This window comes from Microbulbifer sp. ABF4_107 (genome assembly GCF_056312215.1).
This window is the reverse complement of sequence record NZ_CM149983.1, coordinates 3,906,486-3,929,389: the sequence shown is the minus strand read 5'-3', so window position 1 is coordinate 3,929,389 and position 22,904 is coordinate 3,906,486. Positions and strand designations below refer to the sequence as shown.

The window sequence follows — 22,904 nt, the reverse complement described above, 5'->3', positions numbered from 1 at the left end:
GAATAATTAAACGACAACCGATCACACTATTTTTCAGGTTCCAGCATGTTTTCCCTGCGCTCCGCTTTCACCATCCGCAACAGTCTCAAAACCCATATTTTCGTACTGTTCGCTGCATTTACTCTTGCGGTCGCAGCTCAGGCAGGAGCGCAGAACGCCGACTTCCCCACCGACGACCTGGAATCGCTAAAAAAAGAAGTGCTCAAACTGAACCGCGATCTGCTGGTACTGGAAGAGGACCTTCTGTTTCCCGCACAGAGCCAGGTTGCCGTATACGTCTCCATGGATGTCGGTCACTTTTTTGATCTGGACTCGGTAAAGCTACATATCAACAACAAACTGGTGGAAACCCACCTGTACACCGAACATCAGAAAGACGCGCTGTTTCGCGGCGGCATCCAGCCCCTGTTCAAGGGCAACCTGAAATCCGGCGAGCACACGATTACCGCGTTCTTCAATGGCATCGGTCCCGAGCAGCGCGAGTTCAAGCGCGCAGCCACCCTGGAACTCAGCAAGACCGATGAACCCGCGGTAATTGAACTGCGCATCTCCGACGCCGGTGGCAAGCAGCAACCGGAATTTACCGTCGTCCAATGGCCGGCTCCCTGAGTTCCCCGTGGGGTCTGTTGTGCTCAAACCTGTCGCGTTCAAAAAAGCTTCCCTCGCGCTCGCACTGACCGGATTGATTGCCGGTACCTTCTCCTATGCGGCGGAGGATGTACAAATCGATGAGGCGGGCCCTGGCACTGCTTCCGCTAAAGCCGGGGGTGAGAAATTCCAGCAGGCGCAGGACATGCGCTACGGAGCCGCCCTGTACCACTACTTCCAGGGCAATACCTTCGATGCCCTGAGTACCCTGATGGTGTCTGACCTGCGCGGTGGAATTTCTTATCATGCCGACAATGCGGAACTGATTCGCGGCGGTATCAGCCTCGCGTTTGGACTCGAGCGCCAGGCGGCAGAACTGTTTGAGCAACAGTTACAAAAAGCCGCTGACGAAGAAAACCAGCAGCGCATCGAGCATTTTCGCGAAATCGCCTGGCTGAAGCTGGCGGAACTCAATTACCGTCACCAGAACTGGGACACTGCGGCCCTGCAGCTGGAAAAGTCCGGAGCGATTCACCAGACCACCCTTACCCTGAATCTCGCGATCCGCAATGGCGACCTGAGCCAGGCCGCGCAACTTTTGCGCATGGCAGATCTGCCGGTCGCGGAGCGCGCGCTTGGACACAATAACCTGGCCGCGGCCTTCGCCCGGGGCGAATATTTTCCCGCGGCGGCAGAAGAGTACCAGCGCGCTGCGGATCTGGTTGATGCCGTCACTCAAGACAAAGAACTGGCATCAGATCTGCGCGAGGAGCTCTATATCCTGCGCGACAAGGCGCGTATCGGCGCCGGTTATGCCCTCACTCTGCAAGGCGATTACACCGCGGCGGCAGACGAATTCCGCCGGGTAAGGCTGGATACACCCTGGTCTCCGGATGCGCTACTGGGTCTTGGCTGGGCCTCGGTCAATGGTGCCGAACACAGCCAGGCGGTCGATGCGCTGGGCTACCTGATTCGCCAGAACCGGCTTTTACCCCAGGTTCAAGAAGCCCTGCTGGCCCTGCCCTATACCTACGAAGCACTGGACCGCCCGAAGCTGGCACTGCGCAGCTATCAAAATGCCGAGCAACAGTATCAGCGTGCACTCGACGACCTGATCAAGCTGACCGATGCCGCCGGTCAGCTACAGTTTGCGGAAATTGACGGTGACGAGCGCATCGACCTGCAGCGTTATGGCTGGCTGGAAGACGCTGAGACTCCCGCGCTTATCCGTATGAACCAGCATTACCTGCTGCAAATGATGCAGAGCGACCGGCTTCAATTACAGCTGTCGGAGCTGCGCGATCTGCAGCAATTACGCCGGGTACTGGAGCGCTGGCAGCAGCGACTGCCAGAATTCCACACCCTGATCAATGAGCGCGAGCAACGACGCGTCAATATCATACGTGAGCACGACAGCGCCCAATACGACCAGCAGGTACAGATTGCCGAGCAGCAACTGGAAAAATTGCAGGCATCCCTGGCACGAGTAGAAGCGAAAAAAGATGCTCTGGCAATGTTCGCAACTTCAAGCAGTAGCCAAGGCGCTGAGTACCTGCAGATGCTGCGCGATGCAGAAGCCCGCTACGAGTACCTGACCGGTGCCGGTAAAACCAGCAACTACCAGCAGCAGACCCTGGCGCGCGCTCGCGGTATTCTGCAGTGGCAGGCCTCGGAGGAATACCACCAGAACCTGTGGCAGAAGCGCAAAGCCATTACTGCGCTGGAAGCCGAGTTGGTTGACGCAGCGCGCAGTCAGCGCAAGGTGGCTCGCATTTCTGCCGACGCGCCGCAACTAAACCTGCTTGCCGGCAGTGTGGAAGATGCCAGCCTGCGGATCGACCAGCAGCGCAGCGCGATAGACCGCGCCAGTGCCATCATCGAAAAACAGATTCGCAACGACCTGCAAACCGCATTAAGCGGAGCGCGCGAGCGCGTCGAGCAGTATATGGCCCACACCCGCCTGGCTATCGCACGTATTCAGGACGCGGCAATGCAGGGACACTTTGATCCCCCCGCTAGCACACCCGCAACCTCTCCCGCAGCTGCCCCCACGGATCTTGCCGGCAGCCCCCCCGCGGATCAGCTAGACAGTATTCCCGAAGAGCCGCCGCTAGACCTTCCACAAGAACCGCAATCAGCCCAGCAGGGAGAGCCGGAATCGTGAGCGTTATTTTTTCACGTCCACCCCGCAAACACCTGCTGGCGCTCGCGGTGAGTGCCAGTTTCGCGCTCGGCGGTTGCGCCGGTTATGTGGATAAAAGCAAGACTCTCGCGGATCTACCGCCTGCAGTGCTGCCGCCGGAACCACTGGTGGAAATGCCAAAGCTGGAGCTGCCGGCGCTGATCGACAGCTATGAGCGCGCCCTGGCCGCACAACAGAATCCGCAGACCCGCCGCCAGATACAACTGCGCCTCGCCGATCTGGAAATGGAGCGGCTGGAACAGTTACAGGCGGACAATCCGGAAATAGCGGTGGCCTATGCGGAAGCTGTGCGCCACTACGAGGCGCTGCTGCAGACCTCTGCCGACGACGATTACCTGGCCTATCGATTGGCGCGCGCCCGTTCCCTGGACGGTAACAACCCCGGCGCGCTGGATGCGCTGGAAAATATCGTACAGCGCAACCCGGACTCCCCGTTTATCGCCGAGGCGCTGTTCCGCCGCGGTGAAGCAGCATTCGGTCGCAAACAGTATCGCGCCGCCGAGCGCGATTTCAGCGACGTCCTGGCGCAGGGCGATTCTCCCTTTGCACGTAACGCCCGCTATATGCTCGGCTGGAGCCAGTTCAAGGACGCCCGCTACAAGGCGGCCAGTGAAACGTTCCTGGCTCTGATGGATGATCTGCTGGGCGAAACCCACGGGCAGCAGCGCTTCCTTGGCGAGCTGGAAAAAGGCGAGCGTCGTCTCGCTGACGATACCCTGCGGGTGCTGGCACTGGGGTTCAATTACCTGGGTGGTGCCGAGGTCATCGAATCGTTTGTCGTCGACGAACGCCCACGCACTTATCACCATTTACTGTACCGCGCGCTTGGCGACTGGTACGCAGAGAGCGAGCGCTACCGAGACGGTGCGGAAACGTTCCTGGCCTATGCAGAGCAATACCCGCAAAGCTTCAAGGCACCGGGCATGCACGTGCGCGCGGTGGAAATTCTGCAGCAGGGCAATTTCCCCAGCGAGGTAATTCCGGCCAAGCGCGAATTCGTCACCCGTTACGGCAGTCGCGGTGGCTACTGGGAAAGTGCCGACGATCAGCAGCGCGGCCTGCTCAAGATTCAGCTGAAACCCTGGCTGGAGGAGCTGGCGCGCTTCGACCACGCCCGAGCGCAGGCGCTGGCCAAGGAAGCTTCCGACCCGCGTAACCGCGGCAAGGCCGCGGCGCACGCGCAACAGCAGTCTCGCGAGGCGTTTATTGCTGCGGCTGCGCTCTATGGCGAATTTATCGATACCTTCCCGGGCGATGACAAGGCCCCGGAACTCACCTTCCTGATGGCGGAAAGCCTTAACGAATCCGGCCAATACGCCCAGGCGTTCAACGCGTATCGTCGGGTTGCCTGGGGCTTCGCGGCGGAAACAGGCCCATCGCCTAAACCGACATCGCGCCAGGCCACCGAGGCCGGCTACGCCGCGATCCTGATGGCCGGGCGCATGCACGACGCCGAGAAAAAGATTGCGGACAACGAGGAACAGGCCAACCTGTGGCTGGATCTCAAAACCGAAACCAGCCTGCGCTTTGCCGACAGCTGGTCACAGGACCCGCGCGCGCTTCCGGTGCAACTGGATGCCGCACACAACCTGTTTGCCCAGTACCGCCACCAGGAGACCATCGACGCCGCCATCAAGGCCGCCGCCTGGCAACCACCGCCCAACGCGAAACAGCGACGCAGTATCCTGTTGCTGCTGGGGCACAGCCAGTTTGAAACAGAAAACTACCCGGCCGCGGAGCTAGCCTACAACCAGCTGCTGGCGGGGATGGGCTCTGACGACCCGGAGTATCTGAATACCCGCGATCGCCTGCAGTCCTCCATTTACAAACAGGCCGAGGTCATTCTCAAGCAGGTCCACCTGACCACCGACAGCATGGAATTTGTGGCACCCACCGAGGAAGCCATCGCCCTGTTGTTGCGGGTGCGTGATAGTGGCCGCTCGCCCATTGCCGCCACCGCCCAGTACGATGCCATCAATCAGTTGGTTCGCCTGCAGCGCTGGCCGCAGGCACAGGCCGAACTGGCGGACTTCCGCAAGTTTTATCCACAGCACAAGCTGACCCCGACCCTCACCGCAAAAGCAGTGGTGATTTACCAGGGTATGGATATGCCGGAGGCGGCGGCCAGTGAACTGATGGCTCTGGCCCAGAACGATCCGAATCCGAATGTGCGCCGGGACTCCCTGTATCTGGCCGCAGAACAGTTCGAACAGGCCGGCAACCGCGACCGCGCCATCAGCGCCTACCGCCAGTACGCGCGTGACTGGCGCGAGCCCGCACTGCAAAACCTGGAAGCACAGAACCAGCTGGTTTCACTGTATGAAAAATCCGGCAACCAGCGCGAACGCAACCAGTGGTTGAAGAGCCTGGCGAATAACAAGGTATCGGAACCCCGCGGCCGCTATCTCGCCGCCTTCGCCCAGAACGACCTGGCCGGCCAGAGCTTCGCCCGCTTTGAACGCCTGGCACTGACCCTTCCGCTGAAGCAAAGCCTGCGCAATAAGAAACAGGCGATGGAAACCACGGTGGCGGATTACAAAAAGGTGCTCGACTTCGGCATTGCCGAATTCACTACTGCGGCGAACTTCCGTCTCGCGGAAATCTATCGCCAGTTGAGCCGCGACCTGATGGACTCCCAACGACCCAACGGGCTCAACCCACTGGAACTGGAGCAGTACGAAATCCTGCTGGAAGAACAGGCTTACCCCTTCGAGGAAAAAGCCATCGAACTGCACGAGGCCAACGTAAAGCGCACCGCCGATGGCGTCTACGACGAGTGGATCAAGAACAGCTTCTCCTCCCTGGAAAATCTGTTGCCCGCCCGTTACCGCAAACCGGAATCAACTGTGGAGTGGAGCGATGCGGCCTACTGATCTGAAAGCCCTGAAAGGCTTCGCCCTGCTCGCGGCAGGCGCACTGCTGCTGAGCGCCTGCGCCAGCAATCCTACCGGCTCCGGCGCAACAGAAACCGAAACGGTCGGTATTGCCGAGGGCGAAATCGTACAGCGCGTCGCCACACCCAATCCCTATCTGGCGGAAGCGGCAAGCGTGCCCAGTGCGGCGCAACAGGCGCTGGCCAATGCCCGCAGCTATTTCGAGCAGCAACAATTTGGTGCGGCGGAAACCGAGCTGCAACAGGTAATCACCCAGTGGCCGGAGCTATCCGGTGCCTGGCTGAACCTGGCCAAGGTTCAGCTGAAACTGGAACAACCCGAGCAGGCGGAAAAAAGCCTGCAACAGGCCGTGGCTGCCAACCCGAAAAATGTCTTCGCATGGAATTCCCTCGGCGTATTGCTGCGCGACCAGGGCCGTTTTGATGAGGCCCGCAAAGCCTATGAAAGCGCCCTCAAGCAGTGGCCGGATTTCGCCGTGGGCCACCGCAACCTGGGTATTCTGTTTGATCTTTACCTGCACCAGCCGGAACAGGCTTTGCATCACTACCGCGAAGCCAGGGCACTTGAGTCCGAGGAAGACCGAGCATTATTGGGCTGGATTATGGATCTGGAGCGGAGACTGTAAATGAAAAGTGCAAAACTGACTGCCGCTTTTCTTTTTAACTTGATTGCTCTCTTCCTGAGCGCGAGCGCGTCTGCACAGGAAGACGGTGGCGAGGTCATCACCCTGGAATCCACGATCATTGGCAGCCAGGAACAACCCAAGGTGCTTTACATCATCCCCTGGAAGCAGGCCGCGAGCCTGGAAAAAATTGAAAGCACTTTGCCCAACGCTATTACCCACAGTTTCCAGCACCAGGAATACTCGGAACTGCACCGAGAAATAAAACTACTCAAGGCGGAAGACGCCGAAGAGTAAATTCGACAAAAAATCTTTAAGTCCCGGAGATTTGACCATGGAGTTTTTCAACACACTGCTGCGCTTCTTTCAGAACGGCGGCACTTTTATGTATCCCATCGCACTGGTACTGGTGATCGGTGTGGTGTTGGTTGTAGAGCGTTGGGTGTTCCTGTCCCGCGCCAAGCTTGCCAATCGCCGCGCCTACGGCCAGATTCTGCCAATGATGCAGCAGCGCAACTTTGCCGCAGCGCTGAAGTTCGCCCAGAACGAACAGGCCCCCATGGGCCAGCTCGTTGCCGCCGGCATTAGCACCGCACAGCACGCGCGCAAGGACGAGAATATCGCCATGGCCATTGAGGAGAGCATCCTCGAAGCCGTGCCGCGCCTGGAAAAACGCACCAACTACCTCGCCACCTTGGCCAACATAGCCACACTGCTGGGCCTGCTGGGTACCATCATCGGTCTGATCGCGGCGTTTACCGCGGTTGCCAATGCGGATCCTTCTGAGAAAGCCAGCATGCTGTCTTCCAGTATTTCTGTCGCGATGAACACCACCGCCTTCGGTCTGATCTCCGCGATCCCACTGCTGCTGGCGTACTCCATGCTGCAGAACAAGACCAACGAGATCATCGACAGCCTGGAAATGGCCGGAGTGAAGTTTCTTAACCTGATTACCCTGACCCGCGGTCAGAAAGCGGAAGCATCCGCAGCGCGTCCCGCCGCCAAATCCGGCGCACCGGCCTAACGCGACCGCAGACGCAACAATCGTAAACGTTAAGAACTAGAACAAGAGAGAGCCATGGCTATCCGACGCAGGCTGGAAACCGATCCGGATCTGGACATCACCTCGTTTATGAGTCTGATGACCGTTCTGGTCCCGGTATTGCTTCTGAATATGGTGTTTTCCCATATCTCCGTGCTGAACCTCAACCTTCCGGGATTGAGCGATGCCAGTGTGGAAGAGCAGAAAGAAAACCGGCAACTGGAAATGGTGCTGCGCGCCGAGTACATCGACATCAACTATCCGGCGGGAATTCGCGTAAAACGCATTCCCAACCGGGACGGCAAGCCGGACTTGAAGCTGGTGTCGGATGTACTGCAGGAAATCAAGCGCGCCCTGCGGGATAAGGATATCGACAAGAAAGACCTGGTGATTCTCTCGGAACCCGGCACCCCCTACCGCACCCTGGTGAGCGCCATGGATACCGCGCGCTCCTTCCGCGCGGTGGTGGCGGCGTCCGTGGTGGATGCGGAACTGTTCCCGCAGATCTCCCTGGGGGATGCGCCCCAAGGATATTCATCACAGCAGGACGACGTGGCCCAGAGTGGCCAGGGGCAAGATGAACAGCTGGCAGGCAACGGACTATGAAAGCGACGATCGGCGGCAAGCTGAAAGGGCGCAAGACGCGTCGGCATAAAGAAACGAAACTGAACCTGGTTTCACTGATGGATATCTTCACCATTCTGGTATTTTTCCTGCTGGTGAACTCCTCGGATGTGGAAGTACTGCAGACAGACAAAACCATTACCCTGCCGGAATCCACTTCCACCCAGAAACCGGAAACCACCACCGTGGTGCGGGTCAATGGCGACCAGCTGATAGTGGGCAACCGCATGATCGCCAAGGTCGCGGACATCCCCAACGGGCAGGATCAGATCGAACCGCTGCTGAACGAGTTGAAATACCTCGCCAGCCGCGCCGAGCCCCTGCCGGAAGACAAGGTCGCAGTGGGCCGTCCGGTGACCATTCTCGGCGACGAGGAGGTGCCCTACGCGCTGCTCAAGCAGATCATGAACACCTGCGCCGCAGCGGACTACCGGGATATCGACCTGGCCGTGACACAGACATCCGCACAAGACCCGGCCGCTCCGGCCGCCGGTCAATAACGGGAGGCAGAGAATGACTACCGTCTCCCCCAGCACAAACCGCCCGGCCCTGATGCCGTGGCACTACTACAACTCGGTTTTGCCCTGGGCCTCTACGGAAGAAGAGGACCAGCGCTTTATCAAGTTCCTCAAATCCGGCTTTGCCGCGTTTGTGGTGCTCGGTGCGCTGTTTACGTTTATTCCGGCTCCGGAACTCACCCGCGAGCAGAAAGAACAGCTGCCGCCGCAACTGGCGCGTGTGATTCTGGAGAAAAAAGAACTGCCGAAGCCGGTGGAAAAACCCAAGCCAAAGCCGGTTGAGAAGAAAATCGAAAAACCCAAAGAGGTTAAAAAGGAAGAGCCCAAGCCGATCGAAAAGCCCAAACCCAAGCCGATCAAGACCGTCAAGCCCAAACCGCTGACGGAAAAGGCCCCGGCCGAAGAAGTGGCCAAGGCGCGGGAAAAGGCAGCCAACAGCGGCCTAATGCAGCTGCAGGACGACCTGATGGATATGCGCGATAGTCTCGACGTATCCCAGGTGGCCAATGCCAATTCCCTGGCCAGCGGCGCTGCCAATGCACAGAAGATCGACCGCTCACTGATTACGGATAAATCCAAGGCAGCCAGTGGCGGCATCAACACCGGGCAGCTGAGCCGCAACACCGGTGGTTCCGCCCTGTCTGGCCGTCAAACCACCCAGGTGGAAGTGGCGGAAGCTGAAGTGGCCGCGAAGTCCAGCAGCAGGCAAGCCCGCCGTGAACGCGGTACCCGCGGTGAGGAATCCATCCGTCAGGTTATGGAAGCCAACAAGGGCGCTATCTTCGCGATTTATAACCGCGCCCTGCGCCGTGATCCGACCCTGGCCGGCAAGGTGACAGTAAAGCTGGTGATCGAGCCCAACGGGGTTATCTCCGGGGTGAGCCTGGTCAGCAGTGAGCTGGGTGACGAGGATCTGGAACGCAAGCTGCTCGCGCGCATCCGCCTGATCAACTTTGGCACGGCCAATGTGGAAAAATCGACCCTCAATTACTCGATCGATTTCCTGCCATCCTGATAATGACACCTCCTGTAGCAGCCATCGCGGCGTGGTGGCTGCTACAGCACACTCTCCATTTTCCGCTCGCGCAAAGCCTCACTCACATTCCGCCTGGCCCAGCGCCCTATTGCACCCGCACCCTATTACCCACACAACCTCTCATGTCTATCCTGTATTGCGCAGACTTATTTAGGGGGCACCAGATAAATACATTTGCGCCATACGACAACTTTCTGGTACAAGTGTCTCATGATAAATGAGACACACATCACAAAGGACGCGCCCTAGTGGCCAGTGAAACTAAACAAGAGAAGCCGAACAGCGACATGTTGACCAGCGTATGGAACCAGCGCAACGAGCTGTTTGCGAAAAACAAAACCGAGCTGGCCAAACTGCAGGTCAGATGAAATGGTCAGCCGGGTATTCAGTAACGGCCCGCACTACCACTACATTTTTGACCTGTTCGACCTGGAACTGCTGTACATCAGCCCACAGGTAGAACAGATTCACGATCTCAATCTTGCCACAATGACCTTCCAGGATATTCTTGCGCTGATTCATCCGGATGACATGGCATTTGTTTCCAACGCAGAAGCCACCGCGATACGTGTCATGCAACAGCGTATCGGGATGGACAAGATTACCGATTACAAATTTTCCTACTGTTTTCGCTTTCGGGTAAAAACCGGCGAGTACCGCCTGTTTAATCATCAGTCCATTGTGCTCAATACCGATGACAAAGGTGGAATCGGCAAAGCACTGAATGTGCACACGGATATCTCACATCTCACTTCGGAAAATAACTACCGTCTGTCGTTGATCGGCATGAACGGTCAACCTTCCTACCTCAATATTGAAGTCGACAATCACGCGGAAAAAACCAGCCCGAGCAAACCGGTATTTACCGAACGCGAGATATCTGTCATTCAACTGGTATCCAAGGGGTTGACCAGCGCACAGATCGGTGAAGCTCTATCGCTGTCCGAATACACCATCAAAAACCATCGCAAACGTATTTTGAAAAAGGCTGGCTGCCAGAACATGAGTCAGCTTCTGGCAAGCTGCGCTATCGACGGACTGATCTAGGACATAAGCGACCTAAGCTGTATTACCTGAATTAAGTTGCAAACTGGAAACTAATCCGGCCGCTCAGCCACAGATTCCTAGAGCCAGCCCCGAACGGAATCTGTGCCGCTACCCACTTATTTGGTATAAAGATGAGCATCTCGTGATGCAGATCACAACTTCCATGCGTGACCGTCCAGGCTGATGATAAACAGGGAATTCTCCATGGACCTCGAGACCATCGAAGCAGACAACAACCTGATTTATCGGGCCTGGCACAATATCCCGGGGTTTTTCGCCAAACGGGGTGTTGCGCAGCAACGCTATGAACTCGATCAGTTTATTGCCACCACTTTCAGCAGCGGCCCCTGTTATTACTACGTCCTCGATTTTCTGAATCTCGACAAGCCGATGCTGGTGAGTCCATCCATCGAAGCGATTTTGGGCGTTGACCCCAAGATTGCCACGGTGCAGTCGCTAATCGAGCGAGGGCACCCTGATGACGTTCCCTTCGCCGCCAAAGCCGAAGAGACTGCACTGTCGATCCTGAAGAACCACATCGGTATGGATCAGGTGAAAAACTACAAGATTTCCTATAGCGGGCGTATGCGCGTGGCCGATGGCAGCTACCGGCTGTTCAACCACCAGGCGATTATTCTGGATACCGACGAGCAATTTGGCGTGGCGCGCACTCTGGGTATTCACACCGATATCACCCATCTCACCAGCGCCAGCAACTACAAGCTCTCGCTACTGAATCTGTTTGGCGGCGAGAGCTACCTGAATATCGATGTCATGAACAATCCGCAGAATTGTATTGCGGCACCCTCGCTGTTTACCCAGCGTGAAATGGAAATCGTGCGCCTGCTGGCTGATGGAAAAACAAGTGCGGACGTGGGAAGGCTGCTGAACATTTCTCCGCACACAGTAAAGAATCACCGGAAAAATATTCTAAAAAAATCCGGATGCAAGACAACCGGCCAACTGGTTTCAAAAAGTATCAGTGAGGGTCTGATTTAAGGGAAGGTGTGCAAGGGTAGATAACCCTCTGTCATTTGGCCCGAATGGGCTATTGCTCACTAACCTCGCGAGGCGCATTCTATCCACTGAGCAGGGCGGAATCTTAACGACATCCGCACCAGATATGGACTTCGCGCTCACCAACAAATTTTCATCCTGTGAGTTGGTTTCGGCCGCAAGGCTGGCTCTGGGTAAGCCTGGACGGCTTACTTCAGAGCACTTTTCACTGCCCGCGTAATACTTCCCTTCTAACCATTTCCCGACCAATCAAACGCTGTGAGTCAGTTTAAATCGGCCGCGTATTGGCGCAGTATTTCCAGTGGCACAATTTCCAGCGCACGCACGTGAGTGCGCTGTAAGAATACCCGCGGCGCCATTTCCACTTTCTGCGCCTCCAGCCAGCGCGCCGCGCACAGGCACCAGCGATCGCCGGGGTTCAATCCGGGAAAGCCAAACTCTTCCACCGGTGTGCTGAGATCATTGCCGCGCTCTGCGGAAAACTTCAGGAAATCCCGGGTTACTTCCACACACACGGTGTGTGAGCCGATATCCTGATCGTTGGTATTGCAACAACCGTCGCGGAAAAAACCGGTCAGGGGGTCTGTACTACAGGGAATCAGCGGGTCTCCAAACACGTTCAGTGACTCGTGCATTTGCAGGGTTAGGGCCATGTTTATTCTTCCCCGGAAAGTTCGTCTAACTGTCGGATATCCACCAGCTGCCAGCGCAGGCCTTTGCGCTGCAACCGCAGTTGTACCAGCTCTTTATCTTCACGGTTGCCACACATAACTTCCACTGTACTGTGACCGACAAAGTACCAGTGCTCAAGCTGCCAGTGATGATCGTGATCGGTGCCACTTCCACTTTCGGAGTTCGCATCCCCGGAGTGCCGCGAGGTGTCATTTTCGTCAGGGCCCTGACGCCGCTGCCCGGTTCCGAGATTACTTAACTCTCGCTCTAACTCCCGCCAATCTCGCTGCCCCTGAATCAACTGGGTAATCCCCTGCGGGCTGATCAGGCGCTCCAGTAATGGGCCGAGAAACAGGTCGGCACCCGCATTGAACAAGTCTCCGAGCTCCGGAGGTAAATCACCACCCATGGAACGGTGCATTTCTTCCTGAAGACGCCGGCGAATATTACTGCGCAGCTGGGGGAAATCCACGTAGCGCTCCAGCCTGGCGGCATCGTTGTGCTGGGCAGCCTCAATGAGCTGGCGGGCGGAATACCACGGCAGTGCCGCGTATGCCATGATCAGGAGGAGCAGTACCAACCCGAACCGCAGTAACCATTTTGCGCTCATGAGTACATCTCTTTTCCGGTATCTATTCTCGGTCACGGGTGAGCGCGATACGCTCTTCAAGATGGGGATGCGTACTGAGGTATTTTAACCAGTTGGCTTCCTGATCCCTTGCAGTGTCGGCATTGCCACCTGCGGTTTCGTCATCAGTAATGTCACAGGTGCTATCGGTTTCGCAGTGCTTACTGAGATAGAGCTTGGTCAGCATATCCGCGAGGGCGTCGGCGGAGTGACCACGCTCACGCAGCATACGTACCGCGTAATCATCTGACTCCAGCTCAAACTGTCGCGAGTAGGATAGCTGGCTAAATACCACCGGTGCGGTCAATAGCAAGTCACCCAGTGCGGAGACCTCTCCGGTAATCAGGGCCAGCGTCAGGGAAAGGGCCGACCCCTGTATCACATGGCGCAGTGAATGACGGTGCGCAACATGGCCAAGTTCATGGCCGAATACCGCCAGCAACTCTTCATCGGTATCTGCCAGTGCGATAATTTCATCGGTAAAAATAATCGTGCCATCCGGCAAGGCAAAAGCATTCGCCCCCTGGTCTCCACCGCGATAGAAGCGCAGTTTCTCAATCTGGTATTCCGGCGCAAACGCCTGGAAAGTGTCACGGATTTCCTGCTGCCGCTCGAGGCTTAACGCGGTTTCCTCGAATTGAAATTTCTCGAGGAATAACAGGGTTTCCTGTGCGGATCGATCCAGCAGATCCGCAGGCATCCGCTCGGCCAGTACCTTGCTGCCCACCGGCACGCCCCAGACAAAATAGCCCCAGATCAGTGCCGCCACCACCACCGTGGCCATGAGCACCATGCCGAGACTGTTTTCCAGACGGTGAATAAGTGCAAATCCACGGCCACCCAGGTCACCGCTCAGGCGGTCAAGGTGTTCATGGTCATCGCTTTCAAACTGGCCGGCTTGATCGGCAAAATGAAGGTATCGCGGTGTGCGCCCGAGCCTGGCGGACAACTTCAGCTGGCTGTGGGGTGCGCGCAGGATTTCCCGCCCATCCACACACAGGTATACCCGTCCTTCCAGGCAACGCAACTCTGCAGGCACAACGGCGCTGGTCGCGCCGTCCTGCCATTTTCCTTTGATGATGTATTGCATGGTATACGGATTTCTTAGATGCCCACTTCCATATCAAACACATCACCGAACTCTTCACCAAAGGCGGATTCATCCGGCTGGCTGATCGCTGCGAACTTATCCAGGTCCTGAGCTACATCCACTGCGGTGTGCTCGGCGGCATAATGTGCAACACGCACCTTGGCCCAGGGAATAAACAGCCCGAGAGTGACCACGGTCAACAGGAAGTTGGTCACCATCAGCAATCCGAAAGACTTCATCTGGTAACGGGCCTTGAAATCGTTATCCGCCAGGCTGGTGTTGTTGAAAATCAGGTTCTGCATGTTGGTGACGAAGTACAGGATACCCGCCGCGTAACCAGCCAGGGCAGCAACACCGGAAAGAACACCCAGCGGCGTATAGATCAGCGCCAAGACCACCCCCACCAAGGAACCGGCAATCAGCCCTGCCAGACCAATGCCGATAGCGATAAACACCAGTCCGTAGAAATCTCCGACCTTGGCACGGAACGCAAAGCTCTTGTTGCCGTAGCGGTGGTTATCAATCACATACTGCTTCTGTTTATAGAGCATAAACGGTGACAGCAGACCGAGGCTCAGCGAAGCCAGGATTGGCCAGCCGAGAAAATTTATTAGCGCATCGGTGTAGCGGCCCACAAACCGGAAGCGGATATTGCGGTAGGTACTGTTGCGGGCATAGAACGCAAAGGTGCGATTCAACACCCAGGGGAAAACAAAAATCAAACCAATGCTCAACAGAATACCCGTCATTGGCGAGAAGTTATAAATCGCCGTTAAAGCCAGCAACAACCCAAGGGCAATCAGGCGGCCGATAAGCATTTTCTTTGGATCCGCGGTAAACGCGAAGCTGGCGTTGTCCAGGCTGGTGTTGCCATAAAAATACTGCGCATTTCGCACCTTGGCCCAGGGTGCATAGAGGCCCAGGGTCACGATGGTCAACAGGATATTCACAATCCAGATCTTGAAGTATTCGTACCCGTTTCCGGAAAACACAAATCCGATATGACGCTTGCCTTCCGTTTCGCCACCCGCGCTGCCACCGCCGGGTGGTACCTGGCTGGCCTGTGGTGACGGAGCATCCACGGACTGGCGCGCTGTAGGGGTCGATGATGCCGCACTGGTTACCTCTTCGGACGAATCTTCGCCGGCTTCCATCGGCTCCAGTGCCAATGCCTCTTCGCGCACACTGGCAACGGCACGCCGCGCACCGATACCGAGATCCGCCAGCTTGCGCTCGTAGCGCTGGGCGAGGTCTTCGGGAATATCGCGCTTCACCACGGTTGGCGCACTGGCAAACATCTGCTGCGCGCGCTCTTCACTAATGCCCGCGTAACGGGCCAGCGCCGCAACGGCTTCGTGCTGGCTTTTCCCCCCAACCGCTTCACCGGTAATTTCAATATTGTATTTATCGTTCACTGATCATTCCTTGTTCGATTCTTTTGTTTTCTGCATTCGCCCTTCAATGATGCCACAAGTGATCAGGGTCACCTATTGGGCGGCGGTGTGAGGGTCATCCTTCGGCCCAAGCCTGCCGCGGCCGGAGAGGGTGGGGCATTTCGTCGCACTCGCTTTCGTCTGTTTGGGGCACTGGTAGCCTGTGCTACTGGGTACTGGGTACTGGGTACTGGGTACTGGGCAGAACCGCTAATACGACCATCAACGCCCGCTCGGTCTGTCGACCGCGTGGCAAAGCTTGCATAACAAGGAATCAGCAATGAATCGCCATGGGAAGCTTCTCACTTACTCTGCACCACTAGTTCTCGCGCTCGCCAGCGGGAGTATGCCTGCACTGAGCCATGACACGGCGACACCAGCGTACCTGCCTGAAAGCCACGCGCCGGCGGGGGTAATGGCAGATCACCTGCACCAGCAGGGGGAGTGGATGTTCGGGTACCGCTACATGCGCGAGGACTACTCCGATCTGTATTCCGGCTCCCAAAAAACCACTGCCGCGGCGGCAGGCCACGCAGGCTACTCCATGGTGCCCACCGGCATGGCGATGGAAATGCATATGCTCGACATCATGTATGCGGTCAGCGATAACCTGACCCTGATGTTTATGCCCCAGACCATGTCTATGGATATGACCATGTCGATGACCGGTGCAGGCCACGACCATCATATGGGCGGCATGGGTGAAATGAGTGGGATGGATGGAGATGGCATGGGCCACGACATGGGCATGCACGGCAGTCACAGCCACGGAACCAGCGGTACCGGAGACACGGTGGTCGCGGGTCTGTTCCGCCTTGTGGATAACCGCGGCTACAAGCTTCACGGTACGCTGGGGGTCAGCGCGCCCACCGGCGATGTCGATCTGAAAAACGCCGACGGCACCTTTGTACACTACGGTATGCAATTGGGTACCGGCACCTGGGACCTGATGCCCTCGGTAACGTACACCAGTGGGCACGAGCAGCTCAGCTGGGGGGCTCAGGCCACTGCACGCCTGCCCATGCAGGACGAAAACGATTCCGGCTTCAGCTTCGGCGAACGCTATGGCGCTACCGCCTGGGGGGCCTATCGTGTAGCTGACTGGGTGAGCGTGTCCGCGCGACTGGGTTACACCAAACAGCACGACATCAACGGCCACTACAACGGCCCCCACAATCACGCCAGTCCGTCGGACTTGCAGGAAAATTACGGGGGAGAGTTTGTGGATGCGGCCGTGGGCGCAAATCTGGTGCCACAGTCAGGGCCATTTGCCGGTGTGCGACTGGGGCTGGAATGGACCAGCAGTGTGTCCGCGCACTACAACGGATACCAGCTGGGGCGCGATGACGGTCTCAATATGAGCCTGTCTTACGCACTTTGAAGATTTGAGAAGGGGCTGCCCGATGCTCCTGCCATCGGGCCCGCTTTCAGATGATTGCGCTCAGAAGCGATAACTGAAGTTGACCGTGAGTGTGCGCAGGTGCCCGAGATCAAAGCGCACATCGTCGACACCATCGTAATAATAAAACTTGGTGTCGACATCGTTGTAGTTGTACTCGATGGATGTATCGAAGTCCTTGGTCCAGTTGTAGCGGTATCCGACACCGGCATTCCAGTAGTTATCGTCGGCGCTGCCGTCGAGGTCGTAGATCAATCCACGGCGCTCGATGGTATCCACATCAAATTCACCGTAGTTCCAGCCGACCATCCAGTAGAGACACTGCACATCGCAGCTTACGGTGAAATCCACCTTGGCGCCGATACCCCACTGATCCACCGAAACGCTGCCGTCATCAAAGCCCGTATAGCGCAGCTCCACCTGCCAGATACCCGCGTCCGGGGTTACACCGATACTGGCGTACCCGGCAAAGTCCTGCTCATCGTTGATTTGCAGTTCACCCACACCAAGACCCACGGTGCCAACAATGTGGTATTCACCGTTACAGTATCCATCGATGGGATTGTTCCACTGCGCCAGCGCACTGCTGGAGGCCAGAGCGGAGGCGAACAAAGCGAGAGCAAATACCAGTGCTTTCATTATTTGACTTCCCTGTTTAACCGCGCAGAAACCGGCTTGCCAACGGTATCAGCGCATGCTTACTAAAATCCGTATTTCGATTGTTTGCGTTTCAGGAACGGGGGCTGAAGGCGTTCTGTTCGATATCGATAATGGCCCAGACGCCACCGGCGAACGCAGGATTTTTCCGCAGTTTTTCCAGGTCACCGGGTTCCGGTGGCGTGTCACCCGCGTCCTGAATTTCGTCGAGCCGGCCGGCAATCGTTTCCGCCATTTTCTGCAGTGCAGCTTCCAGTGTTTCTCCATGGCAGTGGCAGTGGGGCAGGTCGGGCGCAATGGCACCGTAACCGGCAAATTCAATATTGTGTACCACAACCGGATAACGCATGGGCTTTCTCTTTTAAGTTAACTTTTATCCCACCAAGCGTAGACCCAATTGTTCGAACGTGAAAAAAATTCTCGGCAAAGAAAAAAATGCGCGACGCACGCGTCAAAAATTGCGGAAATAATCACCGCAATAGAAATATTTTCCTGCGGAAAACGAAATTAACGAGGTATGCGCCCAAGAAGCGCTCGACGGGAAAAGATCATTTCCCGGTAGGTTTGTCGCAGCGAATGGTCTGGCAACTGGTCTGAACCGTACAGGTCCTGCATCTGGCGCGACAGCCAGGTAATCTCTACTTGCAGACGCTGACGCAAATAGCGGGTTTCGGTTTCATTGATGTTCACATGGGCAGCGCGGGCACTGGTCATAGCTTTACCTCCCTATCCCCGTTTCGAATGAAGCAGACGGATGGAGCAGGTGGATGGAGCCGGCCACCGCCAGTTGCTGACGTTAAAAGCAACGGCGACGGGCGGGTATACGGTAAAGCCTAGACCAGTTTTGCAGATTTCACCGGAGCAACTATCTGCGGGGCAATTTAGCCCAAAAAAGAGAGCCTTAGCCCAGCAGAAGCGCCTTCCAGTCAAAGGACCGGTCGCCAATCACATAAAAGAACGGGTTCAGCAGCTCATCTTTCTGGTTGTAGCGCAGCAACTCGAACTTGTCGTCCACCACTACACCCCCAGCGGCTTCCACCACCGCCTGCGCCGCCGCCGTATCCCACTCGCAGGTCAGCGCCAGACGCGGATACAGATCCGCCGCACCTTCTGCCACCAGACAAAGCTTCAGCGAGCTGCCCATATTCTTAAGCCCGGTCTCACCCAAGGTGCCCTCAATACGCTCCAACAGCGCATCCACCGCACCAGCACCGTGACTGCGGCTCGCCACCACCTCGATCGGCTGCTTCGCTTCCAGACGCGGCTGCATCGCCCGCACAGAAATCGTCTTCTCACCAGACGCATCGCGCTTGATCGCCCCCAGGGACTTCGCGCCCGCATAGGTAATATCCAGCACCGGCACATGCACCACCCCCAGCACCGGCTCACCGTTCTCAATCAGCGCCACATTCACCGTGAACTCACCGTTGCGGCGGATAAACTCCTTGGTGCCATCCAGTGGGTCGATAATCCAGTAGCGATCCCACTGACCGCGCACATCGTAAGAAGGCATTTCGCCCTCCTCAGACAGCACTGGCACCCCGTCCAGCAGCTTCGCCAGCGCCGGCTCCAGAATCTTGTGCGCCGCCAGGTCCGCGGCGGTTACCGGAGAATCATCGGACTTGGTATCCACCTCCAGCTCACCACTGGCGTTGTACACCTCCAGAATCGCCTCGCCCGCCTCCGCTGAAATGGCGATGACCTGATCCAGCAGTTCCCTGCTTACTACGTTTTCCATGATTCCCCCGATACAGTTTTATTCGAATACAACTTGGGTCGACGAGAAGGTGGTGATACCGGGTACAGCCTCGCGAGACCTTCTGCGAGAGGGACCTCGCAGAAGAGCCCCCATGGATGGATTCACGGGGGGCCGCCTAGGGCGTGTATCGCAAGGCTGTACCCGGTAGCGCCACCGCCACTCAAGTGGCCGACGACCCGAAAAAAAGAAAGGCGAGATTATACGCAGGCCCGGGCGGGATTTGGGGATTGATCCCGCCAGGCCAGAAGGGAGGGTAATTTACGCGGAAAAGAGGTCTTCGATAGACAGGTAGCGCTCACCGGTATCATAGCTGAACACAAGTACCCGGCTGCCCGGGGCCAACTCCTGCTCCTTCTGCTTCAACGCCGCCAGCGACGCCCCGGAAGAAATCCCGATAAAGATACCCTCCTTCAACGCACACTGACGCGCCATCTCAAAACTGTCTTCTTCCGACACCGGAATCGTCCCATCCAGCACCTCCTTGTTCAGCACCTCCGGCACAAAGCCCGCACCAATACCTTGCAGCCGGTGCATACCTTTCTCCTTGCCCGCAATCACCTGCGACTTCTCCGGCTCCACCGCCAGCACCTGCAGATTCGGCATCGACTCTTTCAACACCTCACCACAACCCGTGATATGCCCACCGGTACCCACACCGGTAATCAGATAGTCCAGCCCCTCCGAAAAGTCCGCCAGAATCTCTTGGGCCGTCGTGTTCTTGTGCGCCGTCACATTCGCCGGATTGATAAACTGCTGCGGCATCCAGCTGTTCTCGTGCTGCGCCAGAATCTCCTCTGCCTTCGCGATCGCCCCCGGCATGCCGTTCTCTTTCGGGGTAAGCACCAACTCCGCCCCCAGTGCCTTCATGATCTTGCGCCGCTCCACCGACATCGACTCCGGCATGGTCAGGATCAGGCGGTAACCCTTCACCGCCGCCACCATAGCCAGACCGATACCCGTATTGCCGGAGGTCGGCTCAACAATCACCCCGCCGGGCTTCAGCGCGCCCGATTTCTCCGCATCCTCAATCATCCCCAGAGCAATCCGGTCCTTGATACTGCTGCCCGGATTGAAACGCTCCACCTTCATCCACACCTCGATATCGTCGCGGAAGAGGTTGTTGATACGTACGTGGGGCGTATTGCCGATGGTTTCGAGGATGTTATTGGCCTTCATCTGTCGCTCCTTGAATGGACAAAAGGGATGGCGTGTTTAAAACCTGATATCAGGATACGGAATGGGTGGTCGAAAATGTCACCCGGCGCGCAATTGTACGGCGCGGCACTTTCGCGAATACTCGGGCAAGAATACCCCCCAAAGCAGCAAATATAAAAAGATGGATAAAAACATGACGACGTTAGCGATGGAAACCCGCCCCGTAAACCGCTCGCAGCAGGCACCGCTGGCCCTGCTTGCCCTCGGTGCCCTGGTGTATATGACCCTGGATGCACTGGGCACAAGCGCCCTGTGGATGGCGGCACTGAAAATCGTGCCCATTGGCGCGCTCTTCTGGTTGGCTGCGACCTCGCTCGGCGGCACGACCCGATTGCTCGCACTGGTCGCTCTTGGCCTGTCCGCCACCGGGGATGTACTGCTGGCCATTCCCTTCCACAACCACTTCGTGTTCGGCCTGGGCGCCTTCCTGCTGGCCCAGCTCACCTACGCCGGCAACTTCCTGCGCAACCTCCAACTGGGTAGCCGCCGCTTCGCCCTGCGCGGCACTGCGATTGTGATCGCGGCGCTGCTGCTGGCCCGACAGGTACTGCCCAGTGCCGGCGCACTGGCGTTGCCGGTCGCGTTTTACATTGTGGCGATCGTGTTTATGGCGCTGTCTGCCGCAGCCCATCGCAGCGGTTCCTCGCTGCTGTTTGCCGGCGCGGTCACCTTTATGGTCTCCGATGCGTTGATCGCGCTGAACCGCTTTGTGGACCCGATTCCGCTGTCTGGCACCTGGATCATGCTGACTTACTATGCCGCTCAGGCGCTGCTGGTGATCGGCCTGATTCGCGCGGATTTGGCGGCCAGAGAGGCTTGAGGGCATAATGGGCGACCATTTTTTGTGCAACTGTGGGCCTGGGCCCGCAGAATAGGGTGGATATGCTGGACTGGAGCCGGATCGATACGGTGCTGCTGGATATGGACGGCACCCTGCTGGATCTGCATTACGACAATCACTTCTGGATGGAACATTTGCCCCTGCGCTATGCGGAGGCAAACGGTATCTCTGTGGTTGAGGCGCAGCAGCTGGTGATCCGTATGACCGATGAGTTGCGCGGCACCCTGGACTGGTATTGCCTGCGGTATTGGTCGGATGTGTTGAAGCTGGATGTGCCGGCGATCTACCGGGAGATCGAGGACCGCATTGCGCTGCGCCCGCACACGGACAATTTCCTGCGCAGCCTGAGAGAAATGAAAAAACGCGCGCTGCTGGTGACCAATGCGCACCCAGATGGGTTGAGCCACAAGCTGGAAATTACCGGGATTGATCAGTGGCTGGATGAGATTGTTTCCTCCCACGATCTGGGCCACGCGAAGGAGAGCACGCTGTTCTGGCATTCGCTCCAGGAGCGCCAGCCGTTTGACCCGGCGCGTACGCTGTTTGTGGATGACAATCTGCATGTGTTGGGTGCGGCGCAGGAATATGGCATCGAACATCTGCTGTGTATCCGCCAGCCCGATAGCAAGAGCCCGGTCCGGGAAATTACCGAGTTTCCGGCGATTCATGATTTTGATGAAATTTTAGTGGCCCGCTGAATCTTCGTGACAGCTCCGTCTTGACCTTTTGTGGCGGCGGAACATCGGGTGCGGGTTTTCAGGACCGCTACAAGTACATCCCTGTAAGCTGCGTGAGCGACGTCCCTGTCGCTCACGCTCCTGAAAACCCGCACCCGACGCTCCGCCTTCAATCGAATATTTTTACTTCGTAGCGTTATTCGCTCTGAATGGGTTCAGTTTTAGCCTGATGGAAAAAGTACGTATCGATAAGTGGCTCTGGGCCGCGCGATTTTTTAAGACCCGCAGTATTGCCAAACAGGCCATCGAAGGCGGCAAGGTGCATGCGGAAGGGCAGCGGGTGAAAGCCAGTAAGGAAATTACTACCGGCACACTGCTGACCATTCGCCAAGGTTGGGATGAAAAAGTGGTGGAAGTGCTTGTACTTTCCGACCAGCGCCGTGGTGCGGATATCGCACAGACGTTGTATCGGGAAACCGAAGACAGTATTGCCAAGCGCGAGCAGTTCGCAGCGGATCGCAAGGCGAGCAACGCAAATATTTCCCACGAGCGACCGAACAAGAAACAGCGTCGGCAGATTCATCGATTCCTGCGAGAGTCGCAAGACTAATGCACTCCCTGCCACCCCCACTGGATGCCGGGTCAAGCCCGGCATGACGATGAAGATTTCACCATACGCCGTCATCCCGGACTCGATCCGGGATCCAGCGCTACGAAGTGCAGAAGCTAAATGCTAAGGCCAGGTGCCGGGTGACCCTTTTCAGGAGCGTCGGCGGCATGGACGCCGCCGACGCAGCGTACAGGGATGTATTCACAGCGGTCCTGAAAAGGGTCACCCGGCGCCTGGCCGCCACCCAACTCCAAAAGAACGAACCCCACAACCCAATACCACCACAACAGAGCACAAACCCGCCAAAGTGCTAAACTGCCCCAGACCAACAA

The 22,904-nt window shown here is 57.2% G+C and carries 24 protein-coding genes; 15 read left to right on the top strand and 9 right to left on the bottom strand.

Annotated features, from left to right (window positions below):
• Window positions 1-45 precede the first annotated feature (45 nt).
• The 11 genes from ACYX4K_RS16180 (at window position 46) to ACYX4K_RS16130 (ending at window position 11,573) form a co-directional block, all read left to right on the top strand.
• Window positions 46-609, top strand: coding sequence for an AraC family transcriptional regulator (locus ACYX4K_RS16180; RefSeq protein WP_475091121.1), 564 nt, complete (start codon window positions 46-48; stop codon window positions 607-609).
• A 19-nt stretch (window positions 610-628) separates the two neighbouring features.
• Complete coding sequence (locus ACYX4K_RS16175) at window positions 629-2,752, top strand: tetratricopeptide repeat protein (protein WP_475091122.1); 2,124 nt, start codon at window positions 629-631, stop codon at window positions 2,750-2,752.
• Window positions 2,749-5,664 (top strand): tetratricopeptide repeat protein, encoded by a 2,916-nt coding sequence (locus tag ACYX4K_RS16170; protein WP_475091123.1) that lies wholly within the window; start codon window positions 2,749-2,751, stop codon window positions 5,662-5,664. The genes ACYX4K_RS16175 and ACYX4K_RS16170 overlap by 4 nt, the downstream gene beginning before the upstream one ends.
• Window positions 5,651-6,310, top strand: coding sequence for a tetratricopeptide repeat protein (locus ACYX4K_RS16165; RefSeq protein WP_475091124.1), 660 nt, complete (start codon window positions 5,651-5,653; stop codon window positions 6,308-6,310). The genes ACYX4K_RS16170 and ACYX4K_RS16165 overlap by 14 nt, the downstream gene beginning before the upstream one ends.
• Window positions 6,311-6,604 (top strand): hypothetical protein, encoded by a 294-nt coding sequence (locus ACYX4K_RS16160; protein ID WP_475091125.1) that lies wholly within the window; start codon window positions 6,311-6,313, stop codon window positions 6,602-6,604.
• Between the two features lie 37 nt (window positions 6,605-6,641).
• A complete protein-coding gene (locus tag ACYX4K_RS16155) occupies window positions 6,642-7,331 on the top strand; it encodes a MotA/TolQ/ExbB proton channel family protein (RefSeq protein ID WP_475091126.1) in 690 nt (229 codons plus the stop codon).
• Window positions 7,332-7,385: 54 nt separating this feature from the next.
• The gene (locus ACYX4K_RS16150) at window positions 7,386-7,955 is read left to right on the top strand and encodes an ExbD/TolR family protein (RefSeq protein WP_475091127.1); all 570 of its coding nucleotides are present in this window, start codon (window positions 7,386-7,388) and stop codon (window positions 7,953-7,955) included.
• A complete protein-coding gene (locus ACYX4K_RS16145) occupies window positions 7,952-8,473 on the top strand; it encodes an ExbD/TolR family protein (RefSeq protein WP_475091128.1) in 522 nt (173 codons plus the stop codon). The genes ACYX4K_RS16150 and ACYX4K_RS16145 overlap by 4 nt, the downstream gene beginning before the upstream one ends.
• Window positions 8,474-8,486: 13 nt before the next feature.
• On the top strand, window positions 8,487-9,506 hold the full coding sequence (locus ACYX4K_RS16140; RefSeq protein WP_475091129.1) for an AgmX/PglI C-terminal domain-containing protein: 1,020 nt from the start codon (window positions 8,487-8,489) through the stop codon (window positions 9,504-9,506).
• 390 nt (window positions 9,507-9,896) lie between these two features.
• A complete protein-coding gene (locus ACYX4K_RS16135; protein WP_476178726.1) occupies window positions 9,897-10,574 on the top strand; it encodes a LuxR C-terminal-related transcriptional regulator in 678 nt (225 codons plus the stop codon).
• Between the two features lie 204 nt (window positions 10,575-10,778).
• Complete coding sequence (locus ACYX4K_RS16130; protein WP_475091131.1) at window positions 10,779-11,573, top strand: response regulator transcription factor; 795 nt, start codon at window positions 10,779-10,781, stop codon at window positions 11,571-11,573.
• A 281-nt stretch (window positions 11,574-11,854) separates the two neighbouring features.
• Here the strand turns inward: ACYX4K_RS16130 and ACYX4K_RS16125 are convergent, their stop codons facing one another.
• The 4 genes from ACYX4K_RS16125 to ACYX4K_RS16110 are packed head-to-tail and all read right to left on the bottom strand — an operon-like array spanning window position 11,855 to window position 15,396.
• Window positions 11,855-12,244, bottom strand: coding sequence for a DUF2237 family protein (locus ACYX4K_RS16125; RefSeq protein WP_475091132.1), 390 nt, complete (start codon window positions 12,242-12,244; stop codon window positions 11,855-11,857).
• A gap of 2 nt (window positions 12,245-12,246) precedes the next feature.
• A complete protein-coding gene (locus ACYX4K_RS16120; protein WP_475091133.1) occupies window positions 12,247-12,873 on the bottom strand; it encodes a DUF2939 domain-containing protein in 627 nt (208 codons plus the stop codon).
• A 22-nt stretch (window positions 12,874-12,895) separates the two neighbouring features.
• Window positions 12,896-13,981: a M48 family metallopeptidase gene (locus ACYX4K_RS16115; RefSeq protein WP_475091134.1), complete on the bottom strand. Its 1,086-nt coding sequence runs from the start codon at window positions 13,979-13,981 to the stop codon at window positions 12,896-12,898.
• 14 nt (window positions 13,982-13,995) lie between these two features.
• Window positions 13,996-15,396 (bottom strand): YjgN family protein, encoded by a 1,401-nt coding sequence (locus ACYX4K_RS16110; RefSeq protein WP_475091135.1) that lies wholly within the window; start codon window positions 15,394-15,396, stop codon window positions 13,996-13,998.
• Between the two features lie 298 nt (window positions 15,397-15,694).
• On the opposite strand from ACYX4K_RS16110, the gene ACYX4K_RS16105 reads away from it, so the two are divergent.
• The gene (locus tag ACYX4K_RS16105; RefSeq protein ID WP_475091136.1) at window positions 15,695-16,795 is read left to right on the top strand and encodes a hypothetical protein; all 1,101 of its coding nucleotides are present in this window, start codon (window positions 15,695-15,697) and stop codon (window positions 16,793-16,795) included.
• A gap of 60 nt (window positions 16,796-16,855) precedes the next feature.
• Here the strand turns inward: ACYX4K_RS16105 and ACYX4K_RS16100 are convergent, their stop codons facing one another.
• From ACYX4K_RS16100 to cysK, 5 genes are all read right to left on the bottom strand, one after another.
• On the bottom strand, window positions 16,856-17,452 hold the full coding sequence (locus ACYX4K_RS16100; RefSeq protein WP_475091137.1) for an outer membrane protein: 597 nt from the start codon (window positions 17,450-17,452) through the stop codon (window positions 16,856-16,858).
• Between the two features lie 91 nt (window positions 17,453-17,543).
• Window positions 17,544-17,819, bottom strand: coding sequence for a type II toxin-antitoxin system HicB family antitoxin (locus ACYX4K_RS16095; protein WP_475091138.1), 276 nt, complete (start codon window positions 17,817-17,819; stop codon window positions 17,544-17,546).
• 158 nt (window positions 17,820-17,977) lie between these two features.
• Entirely contained in the window at window positions 17,978-18,184 is a 207-nt protein-coding gene (locus ACYX4K_RS16090) for a hypothetical protein (protein WP_475091139.1), read from the bottom strand.
• A gap of 187 nt (window positions 18,185-18,371) precedes the next feature.
• Window positions 18,372-19,208, bottom strand: coding sequence for a 3'(2'),5'-bisphosphate nucleotidase CysQ (cysQ, locus tag ACYX4K_RS16085; RefSeq protein ID WP_475091140.1), 837 nt, complete (start codon window positions 19,206-19,208; stop codon window positions 18,372-18,374).
• A gap of 279 nt (window positions 19,209-19,487) precedes the next feature.
• On the bottom strand, window positions 19,488-20,405 hold the full coding sequence (gene cysK, locus ACYX4K_RS16080) for a cysteine synthase A (RefSeq protein WP_475091141.1): 918 nt from the start codon (window positions 20,403-20,405) through the stop codon (window positions 19,488-19,490).
• A gap of 172 nt (window positions 20,406-20,577) precedes the next feature.
• Here cysK and ACYX4K_RS16075 point away from each other — a divergent pair, with 172 nt between their 5' ends.
• From ACYX4K_RS16075 to ACYX4K_RS16065, 3 genes are all read left to right on the top strand, one after another.
• A complete protein-coding gene (locus tag ACYX4K_RS16075; protein ID WP_475091142.1) occupies window positions 20,578-21,264 on the top strand; it encodes a lysoplasmalogenase in 687 nt (228 codons plus the stop codon).
• A gap of 62 nt (window positions 21,265-21,326) precedes the next feature.
• Window positions 21,327-21,983 (top strand): GMP/IMP nucleotidase, encoded by a 657-nt coding sequence (yrfG, locus tag ACYX4K_RS16070; RefSeq protein ID WP_475091143.1) that lies wholly within the window; start codon window positions 21,327-21,329, stop codon window positions 21,981-21,983.
• 208 nt (window positions 21,984-22,191) lie between these two features.
• Window positions 22,192-22,572: an RNA-binding S4 domain-containing protein gene (locus tag ACYX4K_RS16065; protein WP_231759125.1), complete on the top strand. Its 381-nt coding sequence runs from the start codon at window positions 22,192-22,194 to the stop codon at window positions 22,570-22,572.
• Window positions 22,573-22,904 lie beyond the last annotated feature (332 nt).